This is a genomic window from Pseudomonas sp. AB6 (genome assembly GCF_034314105.1).
GTDB lineage: Bacteria > Pseudomonadota > Gammaproteobacteria > Pseudomonadales > Pseudomonadaceae > Aquipseudomonas.
In genome coordinates, this window is sequence record NZ_JAVIWJ010000002.1 from 1 (window position 1) to 24,816 (window position 24,816).

Below are 24,816 nucleotides of genomic sequence, written 5' to 3' on the forward strand. Positions count from 1 at the left end.
GCGACTCTCACCGCGTGTTCAAGCTGCTCATCTTCGATAACAATCGCCTTGGGCATACTTCACTCTAAATGCTGATTCACCATCAATCCTGACATAGTACGTCAACAAAAAGGCCGGAGATAGCCCCGGCCTGTTGGTGGTACTCACGTTCACGGAAAGTAGGTTGCCGCACAATGCTTACACACCGTCTGCATGATGAAACGAAAGGTGAAGAACCACCTGGTGTCCCAGAAGCTTAAGCACCTTGACCACCGCTGCACTAGGAATGGATCCGGGCAGAATCACAGCGTCTTTTTGCCAGAAATCACCACGAATGCGTTAAAATCAGCCCTCTTAAATGGCCTCACTAGTCGGACTGAAAGATATACGCTCGTTGACGATAACCGCATGCAATAAGATTGAAAGGGTGTACGTTCTTCTCAACTGATTCATATAGGCACACCATCGCCAAAACGGGCGTGAAGTGGCGTCATTGGGACTGACCAAGCCCCATTAAGGGGCTTGGTGGGGCAGAGCGCTTTCTAAGGCTTGCCGCGCTGCGCGCTACAGCACCGGCTACCTGATTAATGATTGCCACAGGGCTGTTTGCAATATCTGTAGGGCTTCTAACCCCTAGAAACACCGCCAGTCCTAAATGGTAGGCTAATGATGGTTCAAGATGAGTGGATTTTGGAATTTCTTTAAGTACATTTCGCCAAAATGGAAAGACGCAAAATCGGTTATGTGGCCAACATCACGATAGACTGGAACACCTCCAATATCTGTCATACACGAACCGCTGACGCATTGAACATCTTTTGGATCCACAATTACCAACGACGGGTATTTATCCTTAAGAGTAACAAAAAGACGGCTAAACCAATCAGAACTATCGCCATTCCATTGCTCGGATTGACATTCACCGGGTTTCAGGTCACGACGTAACTTTATATGGCTATAAAAACATTCCATAAACTGAGTGGGCATGACGTATGTTGCTTTAATTATAATGGGGGTGGCGCCGGAATCAATTATAATGTTGAGCGCTTTCTCGAAAGCTTTTTCGATTCTAGCGCGCGACAATTCAACCGAGCGAGTATCACCGACCTCATTAATAACATTATCCGCCTCGTAATTGCTCCACATCTGACCGATGAGAACAAATTTATAGTGATTCTGTTTGATCAGATCGTAATATTTTTTTACATTATCATGGCACTCAGAATACACAGTGTTTTTGAAATTCCACCAGTCGAATAGATAAATTTCAGGTAATGCAAGGCATGACGACGTGCCTTGAGTCAATACAGATATTTCGGCGTCTTTAGCAAGAATATCGACTAAACCCCAATATTGATTGGAAAATGAATCACCTATTAAAATTGAATTAGTTTGAGCGGTGGTATCACCAACAATACATTTTTTATCGGCGCCGTTTGAATTAAACCCTAGACACGACTGCCTTTCTGGAGCTTCTTCACTTTTTAAAGCTCGGGTAATCTTGGCTAATTCACTACCGAATCGTATAGGCATACCATCAAGCTTCAATGCGATTGTGAAAAGCCCTGAAAACAAAACCGCAGGCAGCACAAATAACATAAGCGCTGTCTTTTTAAACGAAAGTCTGACTTTTCTGAAACGCTTTTCAACAGCGTAGTAGGAAAGGAGAGACAGCAAAAAAACAATTGCGAATGAAATGCACATGGAAGATACAGTAGGTTGTATGTCCATATAGTGACCTACAGCGAATACCGGCCAGTGCCACAGATACAATGAGTATGAAATAGTCCCAATAAAGACCAGGGGTTTGAGTGACAGCAGCTGAGTAGCCCAGTTTTGGCGACCACCACCAAGGTACAAAAGGGCCGCCGTAGCCGTACACACAAGCACCGCATGGTAATCGGGGTAACTCAACAAAATATTGCTGAGCATTGCACAATAGAGGATAGCTGCTACAGATAACCCGCCAAGTAGGGAAGACGTATATCTTCCTAGGTTTACCTGCCCGGCGATAGCTGTGGTGGCACAGACGCCCAACAGAAACTCAAAAATACGAACAGAGAAAAAGTAATATCCTTTGCTAGGGTAGTTTTTGGTTAGCCAAACTCCTACTATCAACGCGGAAACGGTTAAGACGAGCACAATTATCTTTATAATGCTACTGGGTATATAACGATGCATGAGCCATAAGCATGGCGGCATCAGTAGATACCATTGCCATTCAATAGACAGGGACCATGTATGAAGTAACAATAATTGGCCAGTGTCAGGCACAGCATAACCAGTCGTCGTGCGTTCAAAAAATTGATTTGAGGTTATTAGAGCTGTGTATTTGGCGCTCTTGACAAAATCAATAAAATCCAGCGGGAGATACAAAACAATGGCAATGCCAAAGGTCGCAAAAAGTAATACCACAATCGCCGGCTGCAGACGCCATAACCTTCTTGCATAAAACTCGGAAAACTTAAAATTGCCAAGTTTTAATGAATGAAAAATTATTGTTGATATTAGATACCCAGATATCACGAAGAAAATATCAACACCGATAAATCCGGATGGAAACCAAGTTATTCCTCCATGGAAAAGTAGAACCATTAACACAGCAATCGCTCGCAATCCATCTATATCAGCACGGTACTTCACTTAATATATCCCCAATATTCGCTAAAAAACCCAACCGGACCAATGTCTGCAACCTGGTTCAAAAAAATAAATTGTGCTTTGGTCTGTTATTCCTGCATATCAATCGTCGATCCGGCCGGGATTGGTAGATCACCAACAACAGCCTTCGCGGCAATTGCTTCTATAGGGCGGTCCCCCTGAGAAATCGGAATGGTAAAAGTGGCTAATGGGCCTCCTGAAAAGGTACAGATAGGCCCACTCCGCAGATAATCGGATCGGACTACTAATCGACCCGATCGTACCGTACCGCACCGTTGTCATAGACCGTCAGATTAAATTGGCGATTGAGCAATACTTCGTCCTCGATCCCCATGCAGCTTTCAACAGATGCTGTGGCCAACGCAAACTCGATAACAGCTTGGTCAATTGCTTTTTCACTGCTGCCGGCCTTGACCGCCTTAACCAGTGCTGCCCCAAAACCGGTGATAGCAGCTTGAGCGAACTCAAGGCCTTTCTCCATGAGTAAGGGCTTCCGATCGGCAACCAATTTGAGGATGTATTCACCGGGCAAATCACGGGACCCTTCAAACCATGGTTTATCAGCACTGTCCAACAGTTGAATCTCGCAACGCATGGGGTATTCCTTAGTAAGTCATATTCAAAGCCTATTCTATGGAAGCTTTAAGATCAGACGCAAACCTTATAAAACTTAGTGTTAAAGCACGCTCCACGTTGAAATCTGGCAGGTTGGCGAAGCCCAACTCCACCACTTTTGGAAGAGAATCATATCTATGACGCTGTCTTTGTTTCTCATGCCTGAATCCCTCGACGATGCCCAACTCCCAAGCCCCCGGCCGCATCACCTATCACAGCCGAGCACTATGAAGAATCTTCACTTTCAGAACCAACACAGCCAAGATCAAGAACGGCCGCGGTGCGGGCTGTTACCTGATGTACACCATTCGTAACATCCATAGCCTTCCTTACAGGGGCAGCAGGATGGTTGCGTTCGCGTCCACGATCGGCGGTGCCGGCGAAGGTCTTGGGTTGAAGTTTGAGGGCCTGTGCTACTCCTGGAGCTGCGCTCAGGATGCCAATAGTCTGTGGCCGGGAGACTTCTTTCAGGACGTGGCTATAGTTGGCTACCGTTTGCCGAGAGACACGCGCAACCTCGGCAATCGCTGCTTGTGTCAGCTTTTCGCCTCGCTCCTGGAGGCCTCTGCACGCGGCGCGGATCTTTGATTCGGTAGCTTTGTGACGAAGCTCATGCGTGCGCTTGGCTGCAAGGCTCTGCCGCTCGGCTAGGGGCAAGGATTTGTCGAGTTCCATTGCCCCTCGGCAGCAATTAGTGCTCCCGTAATAGCGCGTCCACGACCATCGGGCCACGGATTTAACCGTGGCCCTGAGCGATGACTGCATCAGGTCATCGCTAAAGTCGTTTCGCGCAAATTTGTTGTGGTTATGTGCAAATGCTTCCAGACGCCGCATGAAAGAAGCGAACGAGCCCTGTTCGCGTTCTCGGTTGACGATGCTGTATGCAAAGTAGCGCAGTTGCTCAAATAAAATGCAGTGTCTGGAGTGGGGGAGGTCGTCTAACTGAGGGCCTTTGTTCCAGGGTGTAACTTCCAGATCCACGTAGTCGGCTAGTTCACCCAGCTCGTAAACGTGATTGTGTAGCTCTGTAGTCGACCACCACGGATGCCCTGGAGTCTTGGCGACAGGACCGCTGTTGTACTCCGTGTCCGCGTCGAGGCGGATCGCAAAGGCAGCGTAGACCGCCTTCATGTATTGGATGGGTTTGTCTCTAGCGTTTTCAGTCGTACAGACCGATGGAATCGCGTAGTAGAGGTGTGAGTGGCCGTTGTTCCTATTGCGAACAGTTAGATTTGGAGGGGGAAGCCTTGCGTCGTCCCACGCAAGCGAGTTCGTGTGGTCAAGGTCAAATATGAGCCACGACACCATCCCGGGGCGATTGATCTGCATGTAGGGATAGCGGAGCGCATATTCGCGAGGGCGAACAAGCGTAGCGGTCTTGTTATCGCTGCAGCGCGCGAGATAAGGGGCCTCAAGGACAATGCGGTTTAAGGCCGTGCCATCCTCAAAGAATCTTTCTGAAGGCGAATATGTGCTTGCTTTGGGCTTGTCACGATGGCTGTTGTCCTGCCAGACATGCAGGCCATGTGCATTTGAGGTTGATTCCATTTCCACGCCTTACGGCGGAAAACTAATTATGTTGACATTTTGCGACTTGCAGGAAGCCGCAGTGCGCGCCATAATCAGCTCACCAATTGATGTGTTGAGCAGGTTTTCACCGTCGAAAGAGAAAGACCTGTTCATGATTTTCCAAAAAGCCCGGTTACCAGCCGGGCTTTTTGGTTTCTGCGATTCTATATTTACACGATTGAATTCTCAGTTGGTTGGCGGCAAATCAGTCAATGCTTTTCATCGTTGCCTTTAGCTGCAGAACCTTTCAGATCGAGGCGGAACTGAGGGTGTTTTACGCCCTCGTCCACCTCATTCAAAAATTTCAAAACCGCGTCGCGAATGGTTTTCGACACCGTAGTGCCCTCCGCACGCATCGCAGCATCGAAACGCCTTTTTGCTCGCTCTTCCAGCTTGAAGCTGACGACGGAGATTTTCGATTCGGAGGTCATAGGTCGATACCATGGTAATACGGTAATACTCGTCTGGCTGAGATTAGAAGTTCTACGGTAGTACGTCAAGCTTGGCCAAGGTGGTAAATCTTAGCCTGTGTAGGAATTAGCTTGAGAAGTTCACCGTATTAAACCGTCGGATCGTCGATCACCTTCCGCGAACTAAGCGATTTCATGGATCCAGGCCTTGGCACTGCCATACAGTTTGAGAGCGATGTCTTGCTTGCTGGCGGTTATTCGTACGTTTTGGAAGTTCGCTTTCTGGGAAAAAATTGCCATCGTTGCCGCCGTGAGGGCCTGCTGATAACTCGCAAAACCCACCATAAAGGCTTGGCTCTCAACCTCGTAATGCAGACAACACGCCCCGGAGTAATCTGGACGTACGAAGCAATAGGCTTTGCGAGAGCCATAGATCGGCGGCGACTCACCCACGCAACGCTTAAAGGATAAAACGGCACTCATCGAAAACTCCACGATTCTTCGGTGAGAATCTTTAGTGACGTACAGGGAGAAGTAACTCGATAGCGTGGCTATCAAGTGGACTTGAACGGTTGAGTACGAATTATTATGTCGGTAGAGGCATTGGCTTCGCGTATGCAAACCCCCTAAGCACTCAAGGCGCCTGCAGAGCGCGCAACGGGCCGTTAGGCAGCAGTGCTAATCCCATAAGTCGGGCGGCGGCTGCAACCCGTCATTGATTTGCAACGGGCCTGACAGTTCGTGCTCGGTAGGTAGCTTTACCATCCGAGGTGACCTAGGTGCTTGAGGCGAAACATATGCCTGCGGTGCTCCAGTAGCTTCTCGCATCATAGGCGCCTGGCTAGGCGCAACATGTTGCATCCGGTAGCCGTCCAGACGCTTTCGACCCACCGTCAATACTTGCGCCACGCGGGTCTGCGCTCGATAGCCTCGGCCTCGTGCCGGCATGTGCTGCAGTGCGGTCTGCCAAAGCAGGGTACTGCGTACCGCCGCATTGGGACGCCGGCTCCAGATGTAGTGCCATTCCTGTCCCAGATCATTCAACGTGACCAACAACGGATCTGTCAGGACCACGTTAACCAAATCGGCGCGTCCTGGTTCTGCGTCAAGATGTCGAAGTATCTGCTGAACTCGCTCAGCCCGTGGGTAACTGCGCTGCACCTTAAGAGGGGCACAGGCCAACAAGTCATCGAGCTCGGCCGGTTGCACCTCGATGAAGCGGTTAATCCGCATAACCTCGCTGGAGAGCTTGTCGACATCAGTTATGTACAGGGAACTGCCGCGAATTACTTGCCCTCTGAACAAGGTGATATTTTCGCCTTCCTGCAGCTGTTGCACCTCTTCTACGCTGACTTTCTTATGCTCACGCAGGTTGAGCTGGCCAGACTCTTCCCAGCCCCCCCCCATCACACCCGCCTGGCGCACCATACCGCTCATTTCCGGTAAGTATTCAGTGCCTGCCATCAACTGCAAGATCTCTAGAGTATCCTTAGGGTCCATGATCTTGCCGGTGATACGGGTGCCCATGTTGGCAATCAGGGTCCAGACCTTATCGCCGGCGGCGGATTTGAGACGCTGCGCCTCTTGGCCGGCTAATAACAGGCAGTAACCCAGTGATCGCACCTGAGTGGCTAACTCACCCAATTTCTCGGTGTAAACAGCACCCACTTCATCGCAGATCCACAGGAACGGAAACCGGTCTTTGTATTTGCGAATAACCATGATGTCTTCGGGCTTGCCTTCAAGCTTTTCACCCAGATCTTGACTCAGGATCATCGCCAGTTGCGATACGTACAGCCGACCCAATGTGGCCGCCTCGGTTGATGAAATCTCCAGGGCTGGAATCAGAATCGCCAGAATTCGATCGTTGTGCACCACATCTTTGAGGTCAATGTCGCCGGCATCCCGCGCAAAAACATGGCCGTATGTGTCGTTGAACAAGGCCAGCATGCGGGTGAACTGTTGGATCAAGTAACCGTGCTGGTTCAAAGCTTCCGGAGCCCACTCTGACGGTGAGTCCACTTTGGCCAAGTCGAAGCCTGCGAGGGTGCCGAGGTAGTTTTGCAGCGGCAAACGCGCCTCTTCGTGCCACTGTTGCTCTACCGACTGGATATAGAGTTGGGCAATGGCTCGTAACGGCAAGTGCGCCTGGATCGTGCGCTGTGACATCACCGTTCCTTCACGGCGGCACTTGTAGACCAAGCCGAATATCAATGCCTGGCACATGGCTCGTGCCTTCTCTTGCCACCCACCGTCGTTACCGGCCGGGGGCAGCATAGAATCCATCAGGTTGATGATGTAGGTCTCTTCGGCAATACCGAAGGCATTAATTGTGTTGGTCTGGCCTCGGTTCTTGGTGTCTTCCAGCAGCTCCTGCGCCCGGGAACGACCACCGGTGATGAAGTTCATATACCGAATATCGTCTTCGCGGCCAAAACGTCGCGCCAGAGAGGCGATCGCCAAGGCCACGTCGTTTTGAGCTTTAGCGTCCGAATAAATTAGGCCCTTTCCATAACCAAGCTGGCCAAGTACGTATCCCAGCAGAGCCTCAGTTTTCCCTGCGCCGGTAGTGCCAAACATCAGGATGTGACGTGTCATGTCATCCATCGACAGCCACAGCTCACGTCCTGCGTCCCGGCCGCGCAGGTACCCCATGTACAGAATGCCAGCAGCCTTGCTCATCACCGTATTCATCGTCGTGATAGGTAAAACTCCGAACAACTTACCTGGCACCTGGCGCTGCGTGGACGGGTCCAAGCTGTCCATATCGGAGGGCATACGCATCGGCATCTGCCAACCCTCCAGCAACATTGATGGTGCCCATATCAACATGGTAGGAAGGCTTAGCCACAGACTGATGGGATAGATAATACCGCCCGCCCCCGCCGCCACCAGTCCCAACGCCAGACTTCCCGGGCCCATAGCCCACTCGCTCAATGCAGAGTGGTAGATCCGCCGATTCACCCGTGCCCGGTCTACGGCATAGTCATTCTGGCGCATGAGGAACCTCCACACTGCCGAGGAATGCTTGCAGCTTGACCGGATCACGCAGCAGAGCCTGCGAGACGTAACGGCCGTCATCGGCAATTACCCAAGGTGTGCCGGGAATGCGGTAAGTCTGGTAAGCCACTTCGTTGATACCTAGGGCTTTGTTAGCCACGTCGCACTCACCTGGCTTACCGCCGGCTTCGGTCGCACCTTCATCTGACGCAGGCTTCTCTCGACCCAAGCTCAAACCATCATGGCCAGGGTCAAACAACGCTGACCAAGCCGCCTTGCGCTGTTCAGGCGGTAAGCACAGCACTGGTGTAATGGCGGCAATCGACTGTTCCTTGCCAATAACTGAAACAGGGAACACCACTACGTTGAACGCGCTGGAAGCAGCCAGCAGCGACGACTCCAGGCGTTGACAATTGGGGCAACCTGGATCTGCAAAAACGAACAAGGTACGTGCATGGCCGCTGGAGTAATCCACCGTAAACAACTTACGTTCTGCCGCTTTGTGCAGTTTCTCCGGCAAAGTAGCTCGAATTGAAGCCGGTAACGTCCAGCCATTGTCTGCGGGTGCGACCGCAGCCGGCACCATTGATGAAACAGCCTGAACAGGATTAGTTTGAGCGTGCAGTAACTTCGAATTAACCGGTGTAGGTAGCGCGGCGGAAGCGCTCAATTCCGGTTCGCTCACCCGAACACTCGGGTCACCGGCACTCGAACCCCCTCCCCAGTGGCCTACGGCCGCGCCAATCGAGAACAGCAACATCGCCGCTACCGCCGGCGCAGTGGGATGCAACGATTTCGTTAGGTGCCAGATTTTTCTAGTGTGCTTGTGATGGTGCAGCTGAACGGCCTGCAACTCGGCGAGCAGGTCCTTTGCATCTTCACCACTAACGGTGTCAAGGGTAAATTCTTGGCCCAGGGAATCACGACAAACTACATGGCCGCGACCCAGGTAGAACGATGGCTTATGGCGCATGTCAAGCACGCACAATGTACGTTTAGCGTTGTCTTTTGCCTGCGTGGCAACCAACAGATTGCCCTGAATAAGTACCGAAAACTGCGAGTGAGAGACAGAGGTCATTGGATTTCCCTAAATGGGTAAAAAGCAGGCACACCTTGGCCACGTACTCGCGGGCGTCGGAGTGGCAGGTGCTTGTTGTGCGTGGTTAGGCGGGGCGGTTTAAGGCTTGTAGTTAGAGGCAGACCGACTCATGCACCTTCGTTATCCAAAGGCGCTTCTACCGCGTAGATAGCTGTCATTACCGGCTCTATAACGATCAAGCGGCGTCTGGCAGCTGCAATTTCACGCGGGAATACCAATCCAATACTTTCCAACTCGGTCTGCAGTCCTTCGATGGCCTTCTTTACCAACAATCCCGGGCGCGGCAGCCCTAGATTTTGAGCTTTGCTTTCGGCCCGCGCCTGGGCCAATACGCCAGAACCTTCGACAAACACCTTCGCGGTGTCAGCGCTGTGTAAGGCATACCAAAGGGTGCGGTCGACGCCTTTTAGCCACCGAAATTTCGCTGATGGCAACCGCAAATCTCGACCGTACAACCCAGCCATGGCCGTGTGCACATAACCGTGGACTTGTAACCATTCACCGACGCCTGAAGCAACTTCTAAGCGCGCAAAAATCTTGTCGGCTAATGAGTAGATCGGTAGGAAATCGCGCTGCTTGCGACGCAGGAGCCCTTTAACCAGGCAGGATCGGTTCAAATCATCGAGCAACTTTAAGGCCGCCTTGCGATCGTTTAAAAACACTTGCGCGCCAAACACAGCAAACAAGGCACGCTCGTAGGGAGCCCAGCCCTTAAGGCCATCATGAGGGGGGCCTTTTATTTGCGCCTCAAACACGACTCGCGCCGCCTCCCGATTAAGCACTTGGCGGCGAATAAGGTTGTGTTGCTCGGCAAACTCTTCAGGTTTCAGTCCCCAAGCATTTTCGGGGGAGGTGTCATTCATAAGGCCGTCCCCACCTGATCCCGCTAAAACCGGGATGACTGAAGGGGCAAACGCGCTCACCAGACCTGGCAGCGAATGGATGTTCACCAGCCGTTTACTGCGAAACGGCAACATCGGATGCTGAGCCAGGCTAAAACTGCTGAACACTACCAATGGGGCCAAGAACAGCATCAGAATGGTCGACGTTTGATTCATCACATCCAACCACTCAGAAAACGTGGTGTCTTTTGCATGATTAGCGAGACTGGCCAGCAGGTTGATTTTCCCACCAACCCACATGTGGATGAATGGAAAATCCACCATCATCCATAGCCAATAAAGCATCCAGCTGGTCCAATAAACAAAGGAGTCGAAGAAGAGCCAGCACAGAAGCACCACTGCACAAAGCGCCAGAAGCAGGTGCGCCTGTTCGCTCTCCCACGAAGCTTGTGAAGGTTTGTTTTGCATATTTAGTCCCACAAAAAGAACACCGACCAGAAGGTCGGTGTCGGAAGGCAAAGCGCGTCGGGAAAGATCAGAACGATAGAAGCCAACTGCGTGGTTAGCGATCGGCTATTGTTCTGCTGCTATCAGAAGAATGGAGCACTCAAGCGAAGCGTGGAATCTGGATCTGATGATCCCGCTCCAGTTTCGCCAATCGATTGCCCACATAACTGGCAAATGGGTGCGGCGTGGTGCGGCGATTGAATTCCATCGCGCCCAAGGAATCGTACCAACGCTGTGCCCAAGGGGTGGCGATCTCAATACGCGGCAACTGAGGTAATTTGGTATAGATACGCAGCATCTTGCCTTCCACCTCACGGTTGATCCAGTCGTCCATGGTCAGAGGCACCACGTCCACTTCGCCCTTGCGGATCTTATGCACGTACAAAATCGTACCGTTGTTGATATCGATGCCGAGGTACTTGCCATCCCCCTCGTGATACATCTCGTAGGTCGCATCCGGGTTGAAGTATTCCGCGCTCCGAAGCGAGGTAGTAATGCTCTTGAGCAACCGTCGGCGACTGAAAATGCCATAGACAAACACAGCTACCGGTATCAAAACACCTACCCAAACGAGCAGAGAGAACAGAGGCAGACCTGCAATTTTTGCTTCAGCTCTCGGCGAGTGGAGTGCGTAAAGCGTTACCACTCCGATAAACAACAGGAATGGGAGAGTGAACAAATAAACCATTTTAGCGAGCCAGAACCACCCTTCTTTGGCCGTTTTTAGACGTTGCACCATGATCTCATCCTCGAAGACTGAAGTGTTTCAAGCTTGTGGGTCAGCTAGACATTCAAGAGCAAACTGCACCCGATAATCAGCTACTCGGTACAGCGGTTCAGACTCATCACGCAAGTAATTGTTAAAGCCGGTCCGGGTCATGCCAAGCAAACGAGCAGCTTGACTTCGGCTTACCCCAGCTTGTTCTAGCAACCCACGTAAATAGCGTGGATCAGGATTGTGGTGGGAAGCGTCAGGCTTCATCAATTGTCGCTCTTACTGTAGTGGCACATTAGCACTCAACGCAGTAAAGCTGTCAACAATGTTAACAGCTTTACCGGTGATCGGTGATCTAGTTTAAGCCTCTTGTTAGATCATTGAATCCCATCACCTCCGCCAGCACCCGGATTTCTTGATTGATTTTTGATGCTAGGCATACGCCCAGCTCCGGCACCTGCTGAGCCAAACATACCTTTCATGCTATCCACCATTCCGCCCATCAAGTTGGCTCCTTCACGTCCACCCAGGAACGAAATGACGTAATCCGCCAGGGAGGCCTGCAGACCAAACAACCGTGTGACGCCAAAGGTCGAGATGCGCGCATAGATCATTAGCCAGCCAATCATTTTGAACAGGCCAACAAGCGAATCCGCGTTGGCATTGGCCAATGCCGAAGGAAATAGGAGGTTGAGTATTGTGCCGCCTGCATCGACCGCCACCGACGCAAAGAAGAATCCAAGCACCATCAACGGAGGTCGCAGCATCATGTCGATAAGAAAGATGTAGCCGTAGGCACTTCGGCTGCCCTTGTCTTCTTCGGCCCCAAGGTGAGTGGCAGCCCACATCGGGCCGGCCGCACAGCCCACTAATACACTGACAATCCAGTTGAAGACCCCCACCATCCAGAAGAGGAATGGCACGGCCGGCAGAAACACGGCCAGTGAAAAACCGATGGCCATCAACGCAAACATTACGAAGTAGAACAGCGGAGCCATGGCACTCATAACGTCCTTGACCACTGCTCCAGTATCCACCGCAAAGATGTGCGACGCCCAACCCACCCCAGAGTTACTGGCAATAGACGCCACTGCCCAGGTGCCTGCATACGCGGCCATCAGGATCTCGGTGGTGCCTAGGGTGGCATCACCAATCTCCTGCATTTTGATCAGCGGATTCACTTGATCGGAAAAGTCAGCATCCGTGCCTAGTTTTCCTGTTGCAATCAAGCTTGTTAACCACTGCATCGGAGACTTGAATACACTCACAAATACTGCATTCGGATTTGCCGCCGTGGCCGCGGCACCATCGTCCTTAGCTGTTTGTGTCCCCAGCGGCGCAGTGTAGGGACTGTTTTGGACCTGCGATCGATAGGCAGCAAACACCTGGTTATACAGGTCGCTGGAACCCAGCTCACCAGAACCACTCAGGCCCGTGACAATAGGGGTTGCGTTGGCGACATCATTTGTTTTGCTATTGGCAGTGGCAAAGGTGTGGTACCAACTGCCCAGGGCCACCCAACCACTGCTTTTGATTTGGCTGGAAAGTTGGCTCTGCAGTGTGTCCTTAAAATCGATCTTGTTCAGCGCCTGGTTCACCGTGTCTTCGTACGCGGCCGCGGCATTCTGTATCTGGGTTTCTGCGTCCTGGAAGCTTCCCGTATCCTGATCACGCTTGCTCAAGTAGGTACTTACAAAAGCTTTGGCCGATTGATCCAGAGTGGCCTGCATTGTATCCAGTGCTTGCTTTTGTGCAGTGACCACGCCATCGGTGTCCACCTGGCTGTCAAACATGAGGTTCCACACGCCGCTGCGCCCCGAGTTCGGGGTTTTAGCCGAACCGCAGACAGCGCTGCCGTTACCAGTGCTGTAATCGCCGTGACTACCTTTGGTGCTCATCATTGGAGTGTTGGCCACCCCATCGGCATACAGCGATTGCAGCTCGCTGTTGACTGCGTATTTGCACAGGTTCATCTCAAAAATGCCCCGGGCAGCTGATCGAGTAGCCGGCGCGGTTGGCTGGGTGACCATTGAGTACCCGCTGCTCATCATGTCCACGGCGGTATCGGTCAGCAAATTGGCGCTGCCAATCCCCATTACCGACGCGGCCCAAAGCATGATCAGTTGTGAGATCGACCAGCCTGATCCAGTCGGGACCAGACAGATGAAGCCGGCAAACGTCATGATGGGGTACAGCGCGGACCGGCCACCGTTGAAGACCTGGCCTTGGTGACCTGACTTCACAACGGTTTTAACGGTGATGGTCAAGAACCAAAACATTGCAACTGCGCTCAAAACGCCATTAATCGTGGCAAACAAGGCTCCGATCAGCGTCTGTTTCGATGGTGCAAACGGGTGAATTACCACGTCGCCAAAAATCATCACTAGCGCTTGGCGGGATAGGTCGTTGTTCTTCTGGGCGGCTGCACTGATGGTCTGGTAAGTCACACTGTCGGCCAACACCGGCAGGGAAAAGACCAACAGTAAACCGACCCACCAAAATCGTTTGATGAGTTTCATAGCGTTTTCCAGTGTTATGCCGGACCGCGAATGGGGCCGCACAAATAGAGCAGAGAAGTAGGACTTATCGGATCAAGCCGATCGTCAGCACTTGAAGAAACCAGCGGTTTTCAGTCAAAAAATCTTTGAAGGTGCCGTGTTCTTCTTCACTGACGCGCTGCGCATCGAGCTGCCACAAGCGGTAGGTAGCGACCAAGGTTTTTACAAAACCAATCCCGCCCAACGCTACTAGGACCAGAGTCGTTACCAATGCGCGTATCAAGGTCCCGGAGGGCAGGTTGAACTTGGTGGCCATCACCATCATCAGCAGCAAAATCGACAAGATGCCGGGCACAGCCATCAGGAACCACCATGCAGCACGGATGCGCTTGAAAGAGATTCTTAGCTGTTCGATGGGCTTACCGGCACGCTGCACTGCCTGTGCCCAACTAAGCAATTCCCGAACTGCCGTTGAAGGGGTCACGATTTCGCGCAACAGCTTCATCCTGTCTAACGTCGGCACTACTCCTTTGCGGTAGATCACCATAAGGTCTGAAAAAGGGTTGATCAGTGAAAGGCCAATCTGCCCGGCGCGGCGCAATGACGTCACAGATTTTTTTTCGTGCCCGTCGACGGCATCGCCTCCTGCGGTTGGCGAATTACTCGGGTCAATTTGCATTTGCGCTCACCCCTGAACTCATTTTGCTGGCAAGCTCTTGCAACTGCGGAACATATTTAGCATCCGCCGCCAAAGCCAACTGTTGGCCGGCAATGATGCTGGCCTGACGCTGTTCATTTTTACTGCTAAGTTGCAGCCAGTTGCTCAGGCTCTGCACCCGTATCAATTCCCGGGTCAGGTTGTCACCGTCCATTTGCTGCAAGTCAGTCTCATACGCTGTATTGGCATAACGTCGACCCACTTCAAACGCTTCAAATTCCCTTTCGCTCATCACCCCAGTGCGCTGCGCTTCAGAGCTGGCAGTCGCAGTAAAATATTGGGCGGCCGAGGGACTTTGTAGAGCCTCTGCCAGGGCGTCATGCGTAGCCGGATTAGCTTGACTTGCCGCAACAATATCGAGTTGAGGCTGTGCAGCTGCGCTTTGAATCGCTTTATATTGCGTCATCAATCCCTGATATTCGCGTCCGGTAGCCGACTGAATCTCACCTTTTCCTGGCACCCGTCCTCCGTCATGACGCGCAGAGTTCTTCATATAAGCCATCCCCGCATCCACCTGGTCCTGATTGAATGTCAGATCTGGAGCTTTACCAACAGCTCCGGCACCGTCCAACAGCGAGCGCAACTCGATATCCCCGCCTGGTAGGTCTGAAACCCCCGGGCACAAGTCAGTACCGCCGTACTGCGTTGCCTCGCTTGATGTGCAGTAGGCCGCGTGCATTGCAGCGCTACGATATCCACCTTGGCGCGGTGCTACGGGTAGTGAAGCAACGGTATTACGCACCACTGCGCTGCTAACGCCTTGCCCGCCAGCAAGGAGCGAAGCCCCTGCCCGGCTAGTTCTGCCCACGGCTGCTGCCACGCCGGAAGCCGACTCGCTGCAGATACTATCCGCTACGGTGAAACTTCCGCGGGCACGCTCCAAACGCTCGGTTTCACGGCCAAAAATATCCGCTTCACGCTGTGCCCTCGAAGCCTCAGTAGTAGCACTCACCTGCTTGTCGCTGGCCTGTACAATCGCAGTACCAATCTGTGTGTCAGTGGACAGGATTTCAGCCAGTGTGGCTTGGAGTGTCGTCAAAGCAGGCATTACCTCCGTGGTGATAGGCACACTTGCGTCCACAGTCACCGGAATTACAGCCCACACCGACTGACTCCCCAGCAGACTGACGGCCAGCACTGTCGCCGTATAACGTCGCTTCATGATCAAATCCTCTCAAAGGTTATAGCCGCGTCGAGCAATCAGCTCGTTGGCCAGCGTGCGCGTAACGTTACTGGTGTCAGTCTCTCCCGCCTGTTTCTGACGCAGCGCTATCAGCTTTTCCGCCGTGCCTTGTGGAAACGCCTCAGCAAGCATTGATCGAGCTGTTGCGCCTCCAACTTCCGCATACAACAGCCTGCGCAAAGCGCTGTCCGCCGGTGAGGAGTTCAAAGCCCACAGTTCCAGTGGGCCCAAAGCATTTTTAAGAATGCGGGCCATGGTCCCACCGCCCTTAACTCGAAATACGCCTAAGAACGGTACGCCGCTACCATCTGCGGCAGGCCCTGAGCCAGTTCGCTGAAAGTTACGAATGGTGACTTTCGGTACCTTGAAGTGCTCAATGAGAAAAGGCTCGTCCTTGGGATCGACTTCCATCATGAACAAGGAGTTGGCCGACTGTAGAATGGCGGCAGGGAAGTCACGCACATACTGCGAAGAAAGCACGGTGCGTACGCCAAACTTACGTTGCTCCCTATCCTGAGTTTCCAGCATCGGGAAAATAAAAGGCACCTTGGCGGCATTGTGCAGTTCATCGTAGACCTTGGTTTTGACCTCTTGGTCCAGTTGCTCCAGCCGTCCTAGATGCAACGCGTGATAAAGCGGATTGACCGCCGCTATTAACTCATCCTTGTACTGCGGCAACGCGAAGTCTCCTCCGGCTACTTGGCCTGCAAACAGGAACATGATCCCCGTTTTCAGGTGTCCAGACTTGCTGTCATCGCCCATTACGTTGTTCAAGTCGATAGCAATGACGCGGGTGTTTGGACTGATCACAAACTGTGTCCGGCCAGCCAACATCTTGTATTCAGAACAGGCATCCGTCATGCAGCGGCTCAGGTAGCTCAGCAGCTTCTCGGAACTATCGTCACGCTGCACGTTGCCAAACGCGCTCTGAATATCCGCATGGTTCAAAAAACTGGTCATGTCGGCCAGCTCAGGGACCGCCTGAAACTGTGCGCGCTGCGCTTCCTGCACACTGCCTGCTTTAAACAGAAGATCCCTTACCTCATACCATGTTGCACCTGCCCACCAATCTGCGGGGTGGAGCTCAAACAACCCATGTTTCTCCAGGGCTGCATCCACCTCAGGTATGACTTCAGGCGTCCAAGCCCTCGGACTGGTCTCGGCATTGGCGGTAAAGGCCATGCTGATAACGCGATCCAGGATTTGCCGCGTATCACGCGCATTCGGTGGCTCCCCCGTGGTCGGGTCGATACACGTCGCGGTGAGAATGCTGATAATCCAGTTACGTTCAGGAGCGATCGGGAAAAAAGCACCCAGTTGAACATCAAACAGGTTGCGGCAATGCTTCGTACTGTTTTGCAACACGATGCCCACCACTTCATCCTTGCGTTCAGGCGGCAGGCTATCGCGTAGCAGTGCTACTTGCCCTTGCATCGAGAATCCCTTGTCCACTCCCGCAATAAAGGGCAGTTGCTGTTGCGCGCTGGCCACCTGCACGTTACCTAGTGCGTTTAGCAACACCGACTTACCGAGCCCCGGAGAGCCGCAGATGACGTTAGTCAGTTTGTTCTGCTTACTACTTGCCAGGCCGACGGGGTACAGCTTGCCGTCCAAGGTTGGGAATAACGCGTTGCCGTCATCTTCCCAAGCCGATGCCGGTCGGGTGAGTGGCAGCAGGTTCAGCGCCTGGGACAGTGGCGGGTATAGCAGGTGCGGCCCACTTCCCTTGCTGGAGGCGACCAACGTGGATGCCCACGCCTTGATCGGATCTCCGAAAGTCTGTGTCACCTCACAGATGCCCCACGATTGGAAAGCCTGAGTAAGCAGTGTCAGATTGCGCGTCACAGCCTCAGGGCTGTCGCCCCAGGTGGACGCCATTATCGTCATGACGCACACAGGTTGCTCTTGCTCCACCCGCGTTAAGGACTCGATGGAGTTCCATACCGGCCTCAGCGCCGGGACAAACGCCATGAAATCCAAGGTTCCCTTCTTGACGCGAAGAGAGGCCATACCACCCGGCATTACGTCCATCCGTACACGCCAAGGAATGTGCCTTGGGACCAGCGCTTTAAGGCGTGCAAAGGTCTGTGGGGCCTGAGGCCCCAGCGATACCGATAGCGAACCGTGCCACATGCCGTTAACGCACAGCTTGTTGCCGTGGGTTTGCACGTCTTGGTTCATGAGTTGAAAATTCAACCAAGGCGCCAAAAATGGGGTGTGATCCGATCCGTCACGCACGCCATGCGGGGTGATTACGTCGTCAGGCAGCAACGGCTGCCAAGTGTCACTGGTGCCCAGACGATCTACCTGTGCGCGCAGGGCTTGGCCAGCTGCGTGAGCGTCCAATCGTTGCAGTAATACGCCTTGGCCGTTATCGCGCAACGCGCTTTCAACGCCGCTTAAAAACGCGTCGTGGCGGATCTTCAATCCTGTCATTTCGGCCAACACCGGATTTTGGCCAAACCTTGCATTGGGGCTTTGATTGATTAACGTCGCAAGCCGTTTGTTTTCATCGACCAACTCATGAGCCGAGAGCGCGTTTCTGCCGGTGTAGCACACCAGGTAGCAACGCTCTCTCGACACCCAAGGCGCAAGCTTAGTGACGTGTTCATCCAGAATCTCTGTGAGGTCAATGCCGGTGCGCTTAACCGATCGGTATTGTGGAGCCAACAGGCGCTTAACCTCTTCGTGTCCCCGCTCAGGATCGTCCTCAAACACCAAACTGAGTTTGTTTCCGTACCGACGATAATTTGCGGTCAGGGCCTGAGTCATGCGCAAAATTCGGCCAGCCCAAGAGTAAGGCTCATCGGTACCGGCAGTCTCGTCGGTGTCACAGAAACTACCAGCGATGGCGTAGACCGTGCAGTAATCACCGTCATCGTTGACCATGATGTACGGCGCGGTCAGTTCCGGATGCCGTACCCGATCGTCATTAGTCAGACGCACCACGGTCTGCAGGTCACAGTAGTCTGGCAAGTCTTGCGACACGGCGAAACGTGAGGCCGCTGTAATCAAGTCCTCAACCCAGCGTATTAGTTTCGGCATACAAGTCACTCCGCGTATAGGTGCCCCAGCTTCGAGGGGTTAGCGCCGCCTCTACCGTTTTTCCGGCGGGCAGCAGCAAAGAGAGGTCGTCAAAAACATCAACAGGCAAAATGAGCGCGCAACCCGCCAGTCGGGTCTGCAGTTTCAAGCGCTTATGAGGAGCGAGCCGTTTCAGGGCTGCGGCAAACTCGCCGGCTCTCGCGGTCCCCCAAGCTGTTTCCACCTCGCGGGAATGGAGCAACAGCCAACGCCAAACGCGTTGGCCCTCCCGACGTTGCGTAGGCGTACCGCCCAGCATTGCGAAATGTGCCCGACGCTGCAGGTGATGCACGTCGGCCATCGCCATTCCCGGCAAAAAGGCAAGGCGACCGTGGGCAGCCGTTGGGCTATCTAGGTGGCCGGCTAGGTAACAGAGCGTGCAGACCGCGTGCAGGTCAGGTGATGCCGCCCGGGCGCCTTCCCACAACTTGCTCGTTCTCAGCCCACAACAGGCGCACCGGTCACCCACAGCCACCACAGGCGCCGGTGTTTGAGTGTCACCGCTGATGTCGAGCATCAGAGCAACAAGGGGCGCCTGCTCACGACGTGTGGAGGACGGCGAATCACCCACAACCTGTGTTGAATACATTTCCATAAGCATCCCCAGCCCCTGTGATAACAGCCGTTATCACAGGGGACATCTTCGTTAGCCCACGGTAACGGGCGACAGGCCTACTTGCGTTTGAGCACGCTTGATCATCTCAGGCACCGCGATCAGGCATGCCCCGAATGCAATGGAACCGATGATGTGGGAGGTTTTCACCTGCGGATTATCTTTCTTGGTCTTGGCCGCAATCAGGCCGCCGATCACAAAAATAACTCCGGCGAATTGAGCAACGAGCAGCGCGGACTTCATACCTGACGTAGCACCATTTGCCACCGCAGTACCCATGGCCGCTATGTCTCCATCGGCAAAAGCAGCCACTGGACTGCTTGCCAATACCACCGCTAACCAGTTGATGAACCGGTGGCTCAACTGCTCTTTGAACAAAGTTACGCGCACACAAACCCACAGCTGCATGTCTTTAAGCATGGCTAATTCCTTAAATTTTCAGATTGATATCACGATTGAAAGTGCGCATATGCGCGTTAAAAACCCGACCCGCTTATTGCATGCCGAGAGATTTTTGGAGGGCGTCCAAGAGATAAGGATTGCAGACGCAAAACACTCCCAGAACGAACTTTAGCGTACCGGTGGATACATCCTGGCTGGCAGAAAGCCCGGTGTGACCGTCCTTGAGGGAACGCCGCCAAGTCAGCATGCCCTGCAGAGCAAAAAACACACCCAACATCCTCACCAAGGTCAGCACCGCATTGGCTGCATCAGCTGCTACCCCAAAAGTGCCCACGTCCACATAGCTAATGGCGTCAAACGTGGCACCTTGCCAACCAAGCTGCCGAGCACCTGCCTGGATCATCTGGTCCAGACCGGCTAATCCACCGCAGAGCAGTATCCACGCAATCACTTTGCCGCTGCCCTGTGACTGTCCAGGAGCTTTTCGTGACGTACTGGCATGGTGAACCAGGTAAGTCACTGCACCTACGACAGCAAATAAGGTACCCAGTGTGAATCCGAGTTTGACAAACACACTGTTCAGATTGCCGGACAGGTTGACAAGCATTTGGATCGCGTCATTTCCGCTAGGCATAGCCATGGCTCACCTCACTTGAGAATGCCGGAACTGGTGCGCACCTGACGGTTGTTGGCATCGATGCCGGTCACGGTCACCGCCCCTAAGCGGTCGCCGACTTGCACAGCCCACGTTTTTTCCTGCCAGTACACCCATGCCATATTCAATTGCACTGCACTTAGGTGCATTTCCGCCAACGGCGAACTTGGCGCGACAGCAGCGGGTTGTGCACGTCTGTGTGCAGTCACTGGCGTCGACCCCTTGGACGACAATTGAGCCGATAACAAGCTGTTCTGCGCTTGGAGCTCCAGCACTTGCTGTTGCACTACGGCCAACTGCGCACCCAGCGCTTTGGTGGTCTGCACCAGGCGCTCGATGGCGGTACGATTAGCCTCGGCAAAACTGCGAACACCGCCGACCATCACCGCCACTTGATCCTGCACCTGAGACAACCCGGGAGAATCATTGACGGACGCCGAGGCCTTATACTCGCTGGATACCGGCTGTAGATTACTGCCCTCATTAAAAGCCAGCTGATTAACCGTCGGCGTGTTTGTGCCTTCCGGCGCAAACAAATACCAACCCGCTACCACTACAGCCAGCACAGCTGCCACCAGCCAGGGCAATGACAGGCCCAGGAAAAAAGGATGGCTAAGCCAACCGAATCGAGTCCCTAGGATCAACGGCGGCGGAGCTGCCGATATGGGCTCGGCGCCAGGAAGACTAAACTCATTCATCACTTATTCTCCTGCAGCTGTCGCTGCTGCTCGATGCGTGCTTGAGTTTGTGCACGCCATTGATCTTGAGTAGTGGGTTGGATCAGTGCCACCCTCGATGCTTGCACCGGAACAGACTGTCTAATCGCCTCTCCACCCTGGCCCGGAGCGATCGCATCGCCTGAGTACACCCCGCGCATGAACTGAATAGCCACCACCTGTCCCTTGGTTATCGTGACCTGCTCTGCCGGGATGCGCGCAGCATCTTCGCTAAGCACTTTGGATGCTTGGCTCGCGGTACCTCCAGCAATCGCACCCACTACTGCGGTTCCATCCGGTAATCCAGGACGTACGGTCTGAGTGGTAAAACCATTGCTCACCACTTGAGTGTTGGCCTGGGAGTACATCTGGCCCACGCCACCAATTCCACTGAGCAACGCCGGCACGACGATCCGGGACATATAACGGTGGTTAACATCGGTCGCTACGTTCGCGAGCAGGGTGTCGTCTTTGAGCGCGTAGGCATCCACTTTGTAGTTAATGCCATTGAGCGCCATCTCAGAAAAGTGAATCACTACACCTTCACCAGCAAGCTTCGCTCCGTCAGTAGCCTTGAGTACTGCACCGGCATAAGGCCCGGTTGGAAGTTTGCCCAGGACCGGTGTGGTGCTGTTGTCCGAATCAACTCCAATATCAATGGTCCCCGGACCACGCCAGTAAGGCGGAATCACTTCCACCGGTGCACCCACCATTGAAGCGGTCCGAGCATTTGCAGTGCTTATAGAAGCTTGTACCCGTGCTCCACCGGGTAAAGTTTCACTCCATTTTTGGTAATCACTTCCTGCCTTACCTCCCTCACCCCCGAGGCCGCTTCCGCTTCCCAACACCTGGGCAACTTGTAAACCTTCTAAGTGCTCTTTGGCCTCTGCGGGCGGTTTGATTCGTTTGAGCAAATCGTCCAACGCTTTCTGACGCCTCTCGTCCTCCTTACCGGTATTCGCTGACGCCTGGCTCTGGTCAGTGCGGCTTTGTCTCGCAGTTGACTGCGTGGGTGCAGTCGGTTTTGCGGTTGAGACCGGCAGTACCACAGGCTCCTGTTCCATCGGGATACTGGCGATAAAACTGCTGTTTTGGAGCTGCGCTGCGTTCCCGCCCTGCTGGTTGTATTTCTTGAGCAGCTCCCGATACTCCGGCGTTTCTTTACTACTGCCGTGAGAGCCGGCAGTAACTCGATTGATGTCGAGCTGTGATTTTTCTGGTGGCGCGGCAGAGAGCCAGCTCCACAAAAAATAGGCTCCACCGGCGATCGCTACGACTACACCGATCACCAATGTAATGGTGAGCTTGATGTCTCGTCCTGCATCATTTTTGTTTGCCATAACTACTCCAGAGCCACGTTAAGCGCTGCTGTGCGGCCCATCACCGAGAACGACACATAGGGCGTGAGCGGTAGTTTCCACAGATGCGTTCCATCCGCCGACGATAGGGTGGCTTCAAACTCGTCACGGATATCGGCTCGCGATCTGACATAAAGGTCATCCCCCAATTGCCAAACAGTTGTGTCCGGGACACCGCCCGTGATTTTGAGTTGCCGCGCCTCTTTAGGGGGTACTCCGTCCAGGAATGCCTGAAGAGTTCGGTCATGTAGGCCAATACGCGTCTCTGGAGCAGAGCCAGACAGAGCTGCGGGTCCACGTCTGGGTACCCGCATATCCAGACGACTATCAACGGTCCAGGTTTTGGCCGGGGTATCTGATTCACCACTGGTAACGTTCAGCACGATTGGCACTGAAAGCCCGTCGAGATAAACCGTGATGTTGCCGCTCATAAATGGCTTACTGGCAGACACAACCAGTACGGGGCTGTTAGGCACCCAATAAACGACAATCGCTGGATTTCCACTAAGTGGCGCCGCGCCAAGCTTCCATGGCGCGCCGGTACTGTCGATGAAGCTCAGCGAACTGGGATAGTTCACGGCCGTGCGCACCAACGGCAGGCTAGCACCAGGTGCTAGATCAACCGTAATTGCGCTGATCCTTGGCACGATCGCCGTTTGCGGTGACGCGATAGCCTGATCTATTTCTGTGGCCTGGCCCATCAATTGTCGAACCTGCTTAGGCGACAGTGGGGATATGGCGTCTTGGGCCTGGCTGTAGAGCGGTGACGGCGGCGGTAAAGGGTCGTTGCCTGAGGCCACTTGAGCGTTGGCCGGTACCGACGATGACGGCGCGGAGATGACAGAGCCAGATGCTCCGCCGGCCGACGCCCATCCTGTTGGATCAGCAACGTGAGCAGTCTGTGAACTGGTATTCCCGTCAGCCGCCCAGGCGTAACCGCCTGCGGCCAACCATATGGCCAGCGCAATGTGCGTTTTCATAATGTTTCCTTAATACATCGAGAGCCAAGCATGCGCTTGGATTAAGGCAGGATTGTTCTAGCGTGTGCTGGGCAGCTCAGTTTTAGATGAGGCCGTTGTCGAGGCAGTCTTGTTTCCAGCCTTCGGCTAACTCCCATTCGATTTCAGCGTAGGTGTCTGCAAGATCTTGCATGTATTGCTCGTGCCTCAGACCACTCTCCAGATCCAGCCGCTTTTTCTCTTGGTTTGGAGCCGCTTCACAACACTGCTCGTACGCTAGGGCGTAATGCTCGGCCAACTGCGGGATATCGCGCAGCAGTAACGGTGCATTCGCACCATAGTGATGCCAGTCAAAGAAGTCATAATATGCAAGCTGGTCCACAGCGTCGTATGCAGCTTGAGCGGCGGCCTCTGCCTCTTTTTCAAAACCACCAATACCATTGAGACAGATCACACCCATCCAGAGTAAACGAGCAGCCAGTGCTGCTTCGAATGCAAGATTCATAGCTGGTATCCGCCTCAGTTAGCGTTGCTGGTGATCACCTGCATAACCTCAAGTCCCTTGTGTTTCACGCGCACGTCAGTTTGCTGAATGCGTTGAGTGAAGATAAAACGCTGGGGTGGGCTGCTGGACTGCTGGCCTTCTAGTTTTAAGGTTACAGGGTACTGAAACTCCCAAGTGAAGATGCCGCCCGGAGCCCCCCTGCTGCGGATCACGCCAGGTCCTACCTCTACCGAGAGATTCATGCGCTGATCCCTTACGGCAGCCAACACATTGGAAGTTGTCAACGCCTTGTAGTAGTCCGGATAACCCATTTCTGAATAGTCCTCGCTCACTGCAGTCATCTGGTTTCGATAGTGCACAAAGTCCAACGTGAAGCTGTTGCGAATCGTGTCGGCTCCAAACGCAGCTACGTCACTCTGCGAGAACCCCGGCTTATCCAGGGGAAATGCTGGAATCACGCGGCCATTCTCAGTGGTGAAGTATTTCACCGGTGCATGGGCCACCTGCCAGCCCAAGTAAATGTTCAAGCCGATGGACAACGCCAGACCAACACCTACCCAGAGCAGTACGATTAGGCAGCGATGCGCGAATGCGGCCCCCAGCTCTCGGTGACGCTGACCTGCCATGGCATGTTCGAAAGCTGCAGCATCGTCTGTCTGCCTAGCTACGCGTTCGTCCCCTGCAGGAGTTTCATCCACGAGGCTGTTCACATCGGGTGTCTGCATTTC

The 24,816-nt window shown here is 53.5% G+C and carries 22 protein-coding genes; all 22 read right to left on the reverse strand.

Going from position 1 to position 24,816, the window contains the following annotated elements:
• Positions 1-642: 642 nt before the first annotated feature.
• Positions 643-2,622, reverse strand: coding sequence for an acyltransferase family protein (locus RGW60_RS23175; protein ID WP_322207009.1), 1,980 nt, complete (start codon positions 2,620-2,622; stop codon positions 643-645).
• 262 nt (positions 2,623-2,884) lie between these two features.
• A complete protein-coding gene (locus RGW60_RS23180; protein WP_322207010.1) occupies positions 2,885-3,235 on the reverse strand; it encodes a hypothetical protein in 351 nt (116 codons plus the stop codon).
• Between the two features lie 245 nt (positions 3,236-3,480).
• Complete coding sequence (locus RGW60_RS23185; protein WP_322207011.1) at positions 3,481-4,803, reverse strand: replication initiation protein; 1,323 nt, start codon at positions 4,801-4,803, stop codon at positions 3,481-3,483.
• A 230-nt stretch (positions 4,804-5,033) separates the two neighbouring features.
• Positions 5,034-5,255 (reverse strand): ribbon-helix-helix protein, CopG family, encoded by a 222-nt coding sequence (locus tag RGW60_RS23190; protein ID WP_322207012.1) that lies wholly within the window; start codon positions 5,253-5,255, stop codon positions 5,034-5,036.
• 162 nt (positions 5,256-5,417) lie between these two features.
• The gene (locus tag RGW60_RS23195) at positions 5,418-5,717 is read right to left on the reverse strand and encodes a hypothetical protein (RefSeq protein ID WP_322207013.1); all 300 of its coding nucleotides are present in this window, start codon (positions 5,715-5,717) and stop codon (positions 5,418-5,420) included.
• A gap of 195 nt (positions 5,718-5,912) precedes the next feature.
• Positions 5,913-8,234: an F-type conjugative transfer protein TrbC gene (trbC, locus tag RGW60_RS23200; protein ID WP_322207014.1), complete on the reverse strand. Its 2,322-nt coding sequence runs from the start codon at positions 8,232-8,234 to the stop codon at positions 5,913-5,915.
• Complete coding sequence (locus RGW60_RS23205; RefSeq protein ID WP_322207015.1) at positions 8,221-9,312, reverse strand: DsbC family protein; 1,092 nt, start codon at positions 9,310-9,312, stop codon at positions 8,221-8,223. The genes trbC and RGW60_RS23205 overlap by 14 nt, the downstream gene beginning before the upstream one ends.
• Before the next feature lie 128 nt (positions 9,313-9,440).
• On the reverse strand, positions 9,441-10,643 hold the full coding sequence (locus RGW60_RS23210; protein WP_322207016.1) for a conjugal transfer protein: 1,203 nt from the start codon (positions 10,641-10,643) through the stop codon (positions 9,441-9,443).
• A 139-nt stretch (positions 10,644-10,782) separates the two neighbouring features.
• Positions 10,783-11,424 (reverse strand): plasmid IncI1-type surface exclusion protein ExcA, encoded by a 642-nt coding sequence (gene excA, locus RGW60_RS23215; RefSeq protein WP_416194851.1) that lies wholly within the window; start codon positions 11,422-11,424, stop codon positions 10,783-10,785.
• A gap of 24 nt (positions 11,425-11,448) precedes the next feature.
• Positions 11,449-11,664 (reverse strand): hypothetical protein, encoded by a 216-nt coding sequence (locus RGW60_RS23220; RefSeq protein ID WP_322207018.1) that lies wholly within the window; start codon positions 11,662-11,664, stop codon positions 11,449-11,451.
• A gap of 110 nt (positions 11,665-11,774) precedes the next feature.
• Positions 11,775-13,916: a DotA/TraY family protein gene (locus RGW60_RS23225; RefSeq protein ID WP_322207019.1), complete on the reverse strand. Its 2,142-nt coding sequence runs from the start codon at positions 13,914-13,916 to the stop codon at positions 11,775-11,777.
• Between the two features lie 64 nt (positions 13,917-13,980).
• Positions 13,981-14,574, reverse strand: coding sequence for a conjugal transfer protein TraX (gene traX / locus RGW60_RS23230; protein ID WP_322207020.1), 594 nt, complete (start codon positions 14,572-14,574; stop codon positions 13,981-13,983).
• The gene (traW, locus tag RGW60_RS23235) at positions 14,564-15,775 is read right to left on the reverse strand and encodes a conjugal transfer protein TraW (protein ID WP_322207021.1); all 1,212 of its coding nucleotides are present in this window, start codon (positions 15,773-15,775) and stop codon (positions 14,564-14,566) included. The genes traX and traW overlap by 11 nt, the downstream gene beginning before the upstream one ends.
• A 12-nt stretch (positions 15,776-15,787) precedes the next feature.
• Positions 15,788-18,841, reverse strand: a complete 3,054-nt coding sequence (locus RGW60_RS23240; RefSeq protein WP_322207022.1) for an ATP-binding protein — start codon at positions 18,839-18,841, stop codon at positions 15,788-15,790.
• Complete coding sequence (locus RGW60_RS23245) at positions 18,816-19,475, reverse strand: conjugal transfer protein TraT (RefSeq protein WP_322207023.1); 660 nt, start codon at positions 19,473-19,475, stop codon at positions 18,816-18,818. The genes RGW60_RS23240 and RGW60_RS23245 overlap by 26 nt, the downstream gene beginning before the upstream one ends.
• Positions 19,476-19,526: 51 nt before the next feature.
• The gene (locus tag RGW60_RS23250) at positions 19,527-19,913 is read right to left on the reverse strand and encodes a DUF6750 family protein (protein WP_322207024.1); all 387 of its coding nucleotides are present in this window, start codon (positions 19,911-19,913) and stop codon (positions 19,527-19,529) included.
• A 73-nt stretch (positions 19,914-19,986) separates the two neighbouring features.
• The gene (gene traQ, locus RGW60_RS23255) at positions 19,987-20,535 is read right to left on the reverse strand and encodes a conjugal transfer protein TraQ (protein WP_322207025.1); all 549 of its coding nucleotides are present in this window, start codon (positions 20,533-20,535) and stop codon (positions 19,987-19,989) included.
• An 8-nt stretch (positions 20,536-20,543) separates the two neighbouring features.
• A complete protein-coding gene (traP, locus tag RGW60_RS23260; protein WP_322207026.1) occupies positions 20,544-21,248 on the reverse strand; it encodes a conjugal transfer protein TraP in 705 nt (234 codons plus the stop codon).
• The gene (gene traO, locus RGW60_RS23265) at positions 21,248-22,606 is read right to left on the reverse strand and encodes a conjugal transfer protein TraO (protein ID WP_322207027.1); all 1,359 of its coding nucleotides are present in this window, start codon (positions 22,604-22,606) and stop codon (positions 21,248-21,250) included. The genes traP and traO overlap by 1 nt, the downstream gene beginning before the upstream one ends.
• Before the next feature lie 2 nt (positions 22,607-22,608).
• Positions 22,609-23,604 carry a DotH/IcmK family type IV secretion protein gene (locus tag RGW60_RS23270; protein WP_322207028.1) on the reverse strand — a complete coding sequence of 332 codons (996 nt, stop codon included), beginning with the start codon at positions 23,602-23,604 and terminating at the stop codon, positions 22,609-22,611.
• Between the two features lie 82 nt (positions 23,605-23,686).
• Positions 23,687-24,088, reverse strand: coding sequence for a hypothetical protein (locus RGW60_RS23275; RefSeq protein ID WP_322207029.1), 402 nt, complete (start codon positions 24,086-24,088; stop codon positions 23,687-23,689).
• A gap of 14 nt (positions 24,089-24,102) precedes the next feature.
• Complete coding sequence (locus RGW60_RS23280; protein ID WP_322207030.1) at positions 24,103-24,813, reverse strand: DotI/IcmL/TraM family protein; 711 nt, start codon at positions 24,811-24,813, stop codon at positions 24,103-24,105.
• Positions 24,814-24,816: the final 3 nt, after the last annotated feature.

What these genes read in the sequence shown, in the direction of transcription:
- RGW60_RS23220 (WP_322207018.1), bottom strand. Translation starts at nt 11,664, where the DNA reads ATGAAGCCTGACGCTTCCCACCACAATCCTGATCCACGCTATTTACGT.
- RGW60_RS23270 (WP_322207028.1), bottom strand. Translation starts at nt 23,604, where the DNA reads ATGAAAACGCACATTGCGCTGGCCATATGGTTGGCCGCAGGCGGTTAC.
- RGW60_RS23180 (WP_322207010.1), bottom strand. Translation starts at nt 3,235, where the DNA reads ATGCGTTGCGAGATTCAACTGTTGGACAGTGCTGATAAACCATGGTTT.
- traW (WP_322207021.1), bottom strand. Translation starts at nt 15,775, where the DNA reads ATGAAGCGACGTTATACGGCGACAGTGCTGGCCGTCAGTCTGCTGGGG.
- RGW60_RS23250 (WP_322207024.1), bottom strand. Translation starts at nt 19,913, where the DNA reads ATGCTTAAAGACATGCAGCTGTGGGTTTGTGTGCGCGTAACTTTGTTC.
- RGW60_RS23240 (WP_322207022.1), bottom strand. Translation starts at nt 18,841, where the DNA reads ATGCCGAAACTAATACGCTGGGTTGAGGACTTGATTACAGCGGCCTCA.
- RGW60_RS23245 (WP_322207023.1), bottom strand. Translation starts at nt 19,475, where the DNA reads ATGGAAATGTATTCAACACAGGTTGTGGGTGATTCGCCGTCCTCCACA.
- RGW60_RS23195 (WP_322207013.1), bottom strand. Translation starts at nt 5,717, where the DNA reads ATGAGTGCCGTTTTATCCTTTAAGCGTTGCGTGGGTGAGTCGCCGCCG.
- RGW60_RS23280 (WP_322207030.1), bottom strand. Translation starts at nt 24,813, where the DNA reads ATGCAGACACCCGATGTGAACAGCCTCGTGGATGAAACTCCTGCAGGG.
- traQ (WP_322207025.1), bottom strand. Translation starts at nt 20,535, where the DNA reads ATGGCTATGCCTAGCGGAAATGACGCGATCCAAATGCTTGTCAACCTG.
- trbC (WP_322207014.1), bottom strand. Translation starts at nt 8,234, where the DNA reads ATGCGCCAGAATGACTATGCCGTAGACCGGGCACGGGTGAATCGGCGG.
- RGW60_RS23185 (WP_322207011.1), bottom strand. Translation starts at nt 4,803, where the DNA reads ATGGAATCAACCTCAAATGCACATGGCCTGCATGTCTGGCAGGACAAC.
- traP (WP_322207026.1), bottom strand. Translation starts at nt 21,248, where the DNA reads ATGAATGAGTTTAGTCTTCCTGGCGCCGAGCCCATATCGGCAGCTCCG.
- RGW60_RS23205 (WP_322207015.1), bottom strand. Translation starts at nt 9,312, where the DNA reads ATGACCTCTGTCTCTCACTCGCAGTTTTCGGTACTTATTCAGGGCAAT.
- RGW60_RS23225 (WP_322207019.1), bottom strand. Translation starts at nt 13,916, where the DNA reads ATGAAACTCATCAAACGATTTTGGTGGGTCGGTTTACTGTTGGTCTTT.
- traO (WP_322207027.1), bottom strand. Translation starts at nt 22,606, where the DNA reads ATGGCAAACAAAAATGATGCAGGACGAGACATCAAGCTCACCATTACA.
- RGW60_RS23190 (WP_322207012.1), bottom strand. Translation starts at nt 5,255, where the DNA reads ATGACCTCCGAATCGAAAATCTCCGTCGTCAGCTTCAAGCTGGAAGAG.
- RGW60_RS23275 (WP_322207029.1), bottom strand. Translation starts at nt 24,088, where the DNA reads ATGAATCTTGCATTCGAAGCAGCACTGGCTGCTCGTTTACTCTGGATG.
- RGW60_RS23210 (WP_322207016.1), bottom strand. Translation starts at nt 10,643, where the DNA reads ATGCAAAACAAACCTTCACAAGCTTCGTGGGAGAGCGAACAGGCGCAC.
- traX (WP_322207020.1), bottom strand. Translation starts at nt 14,574, where the DNA reads ATGCAAATTGACCCGAGTAATTCGCCAACCGCAGGAGGCGATGCCGTC.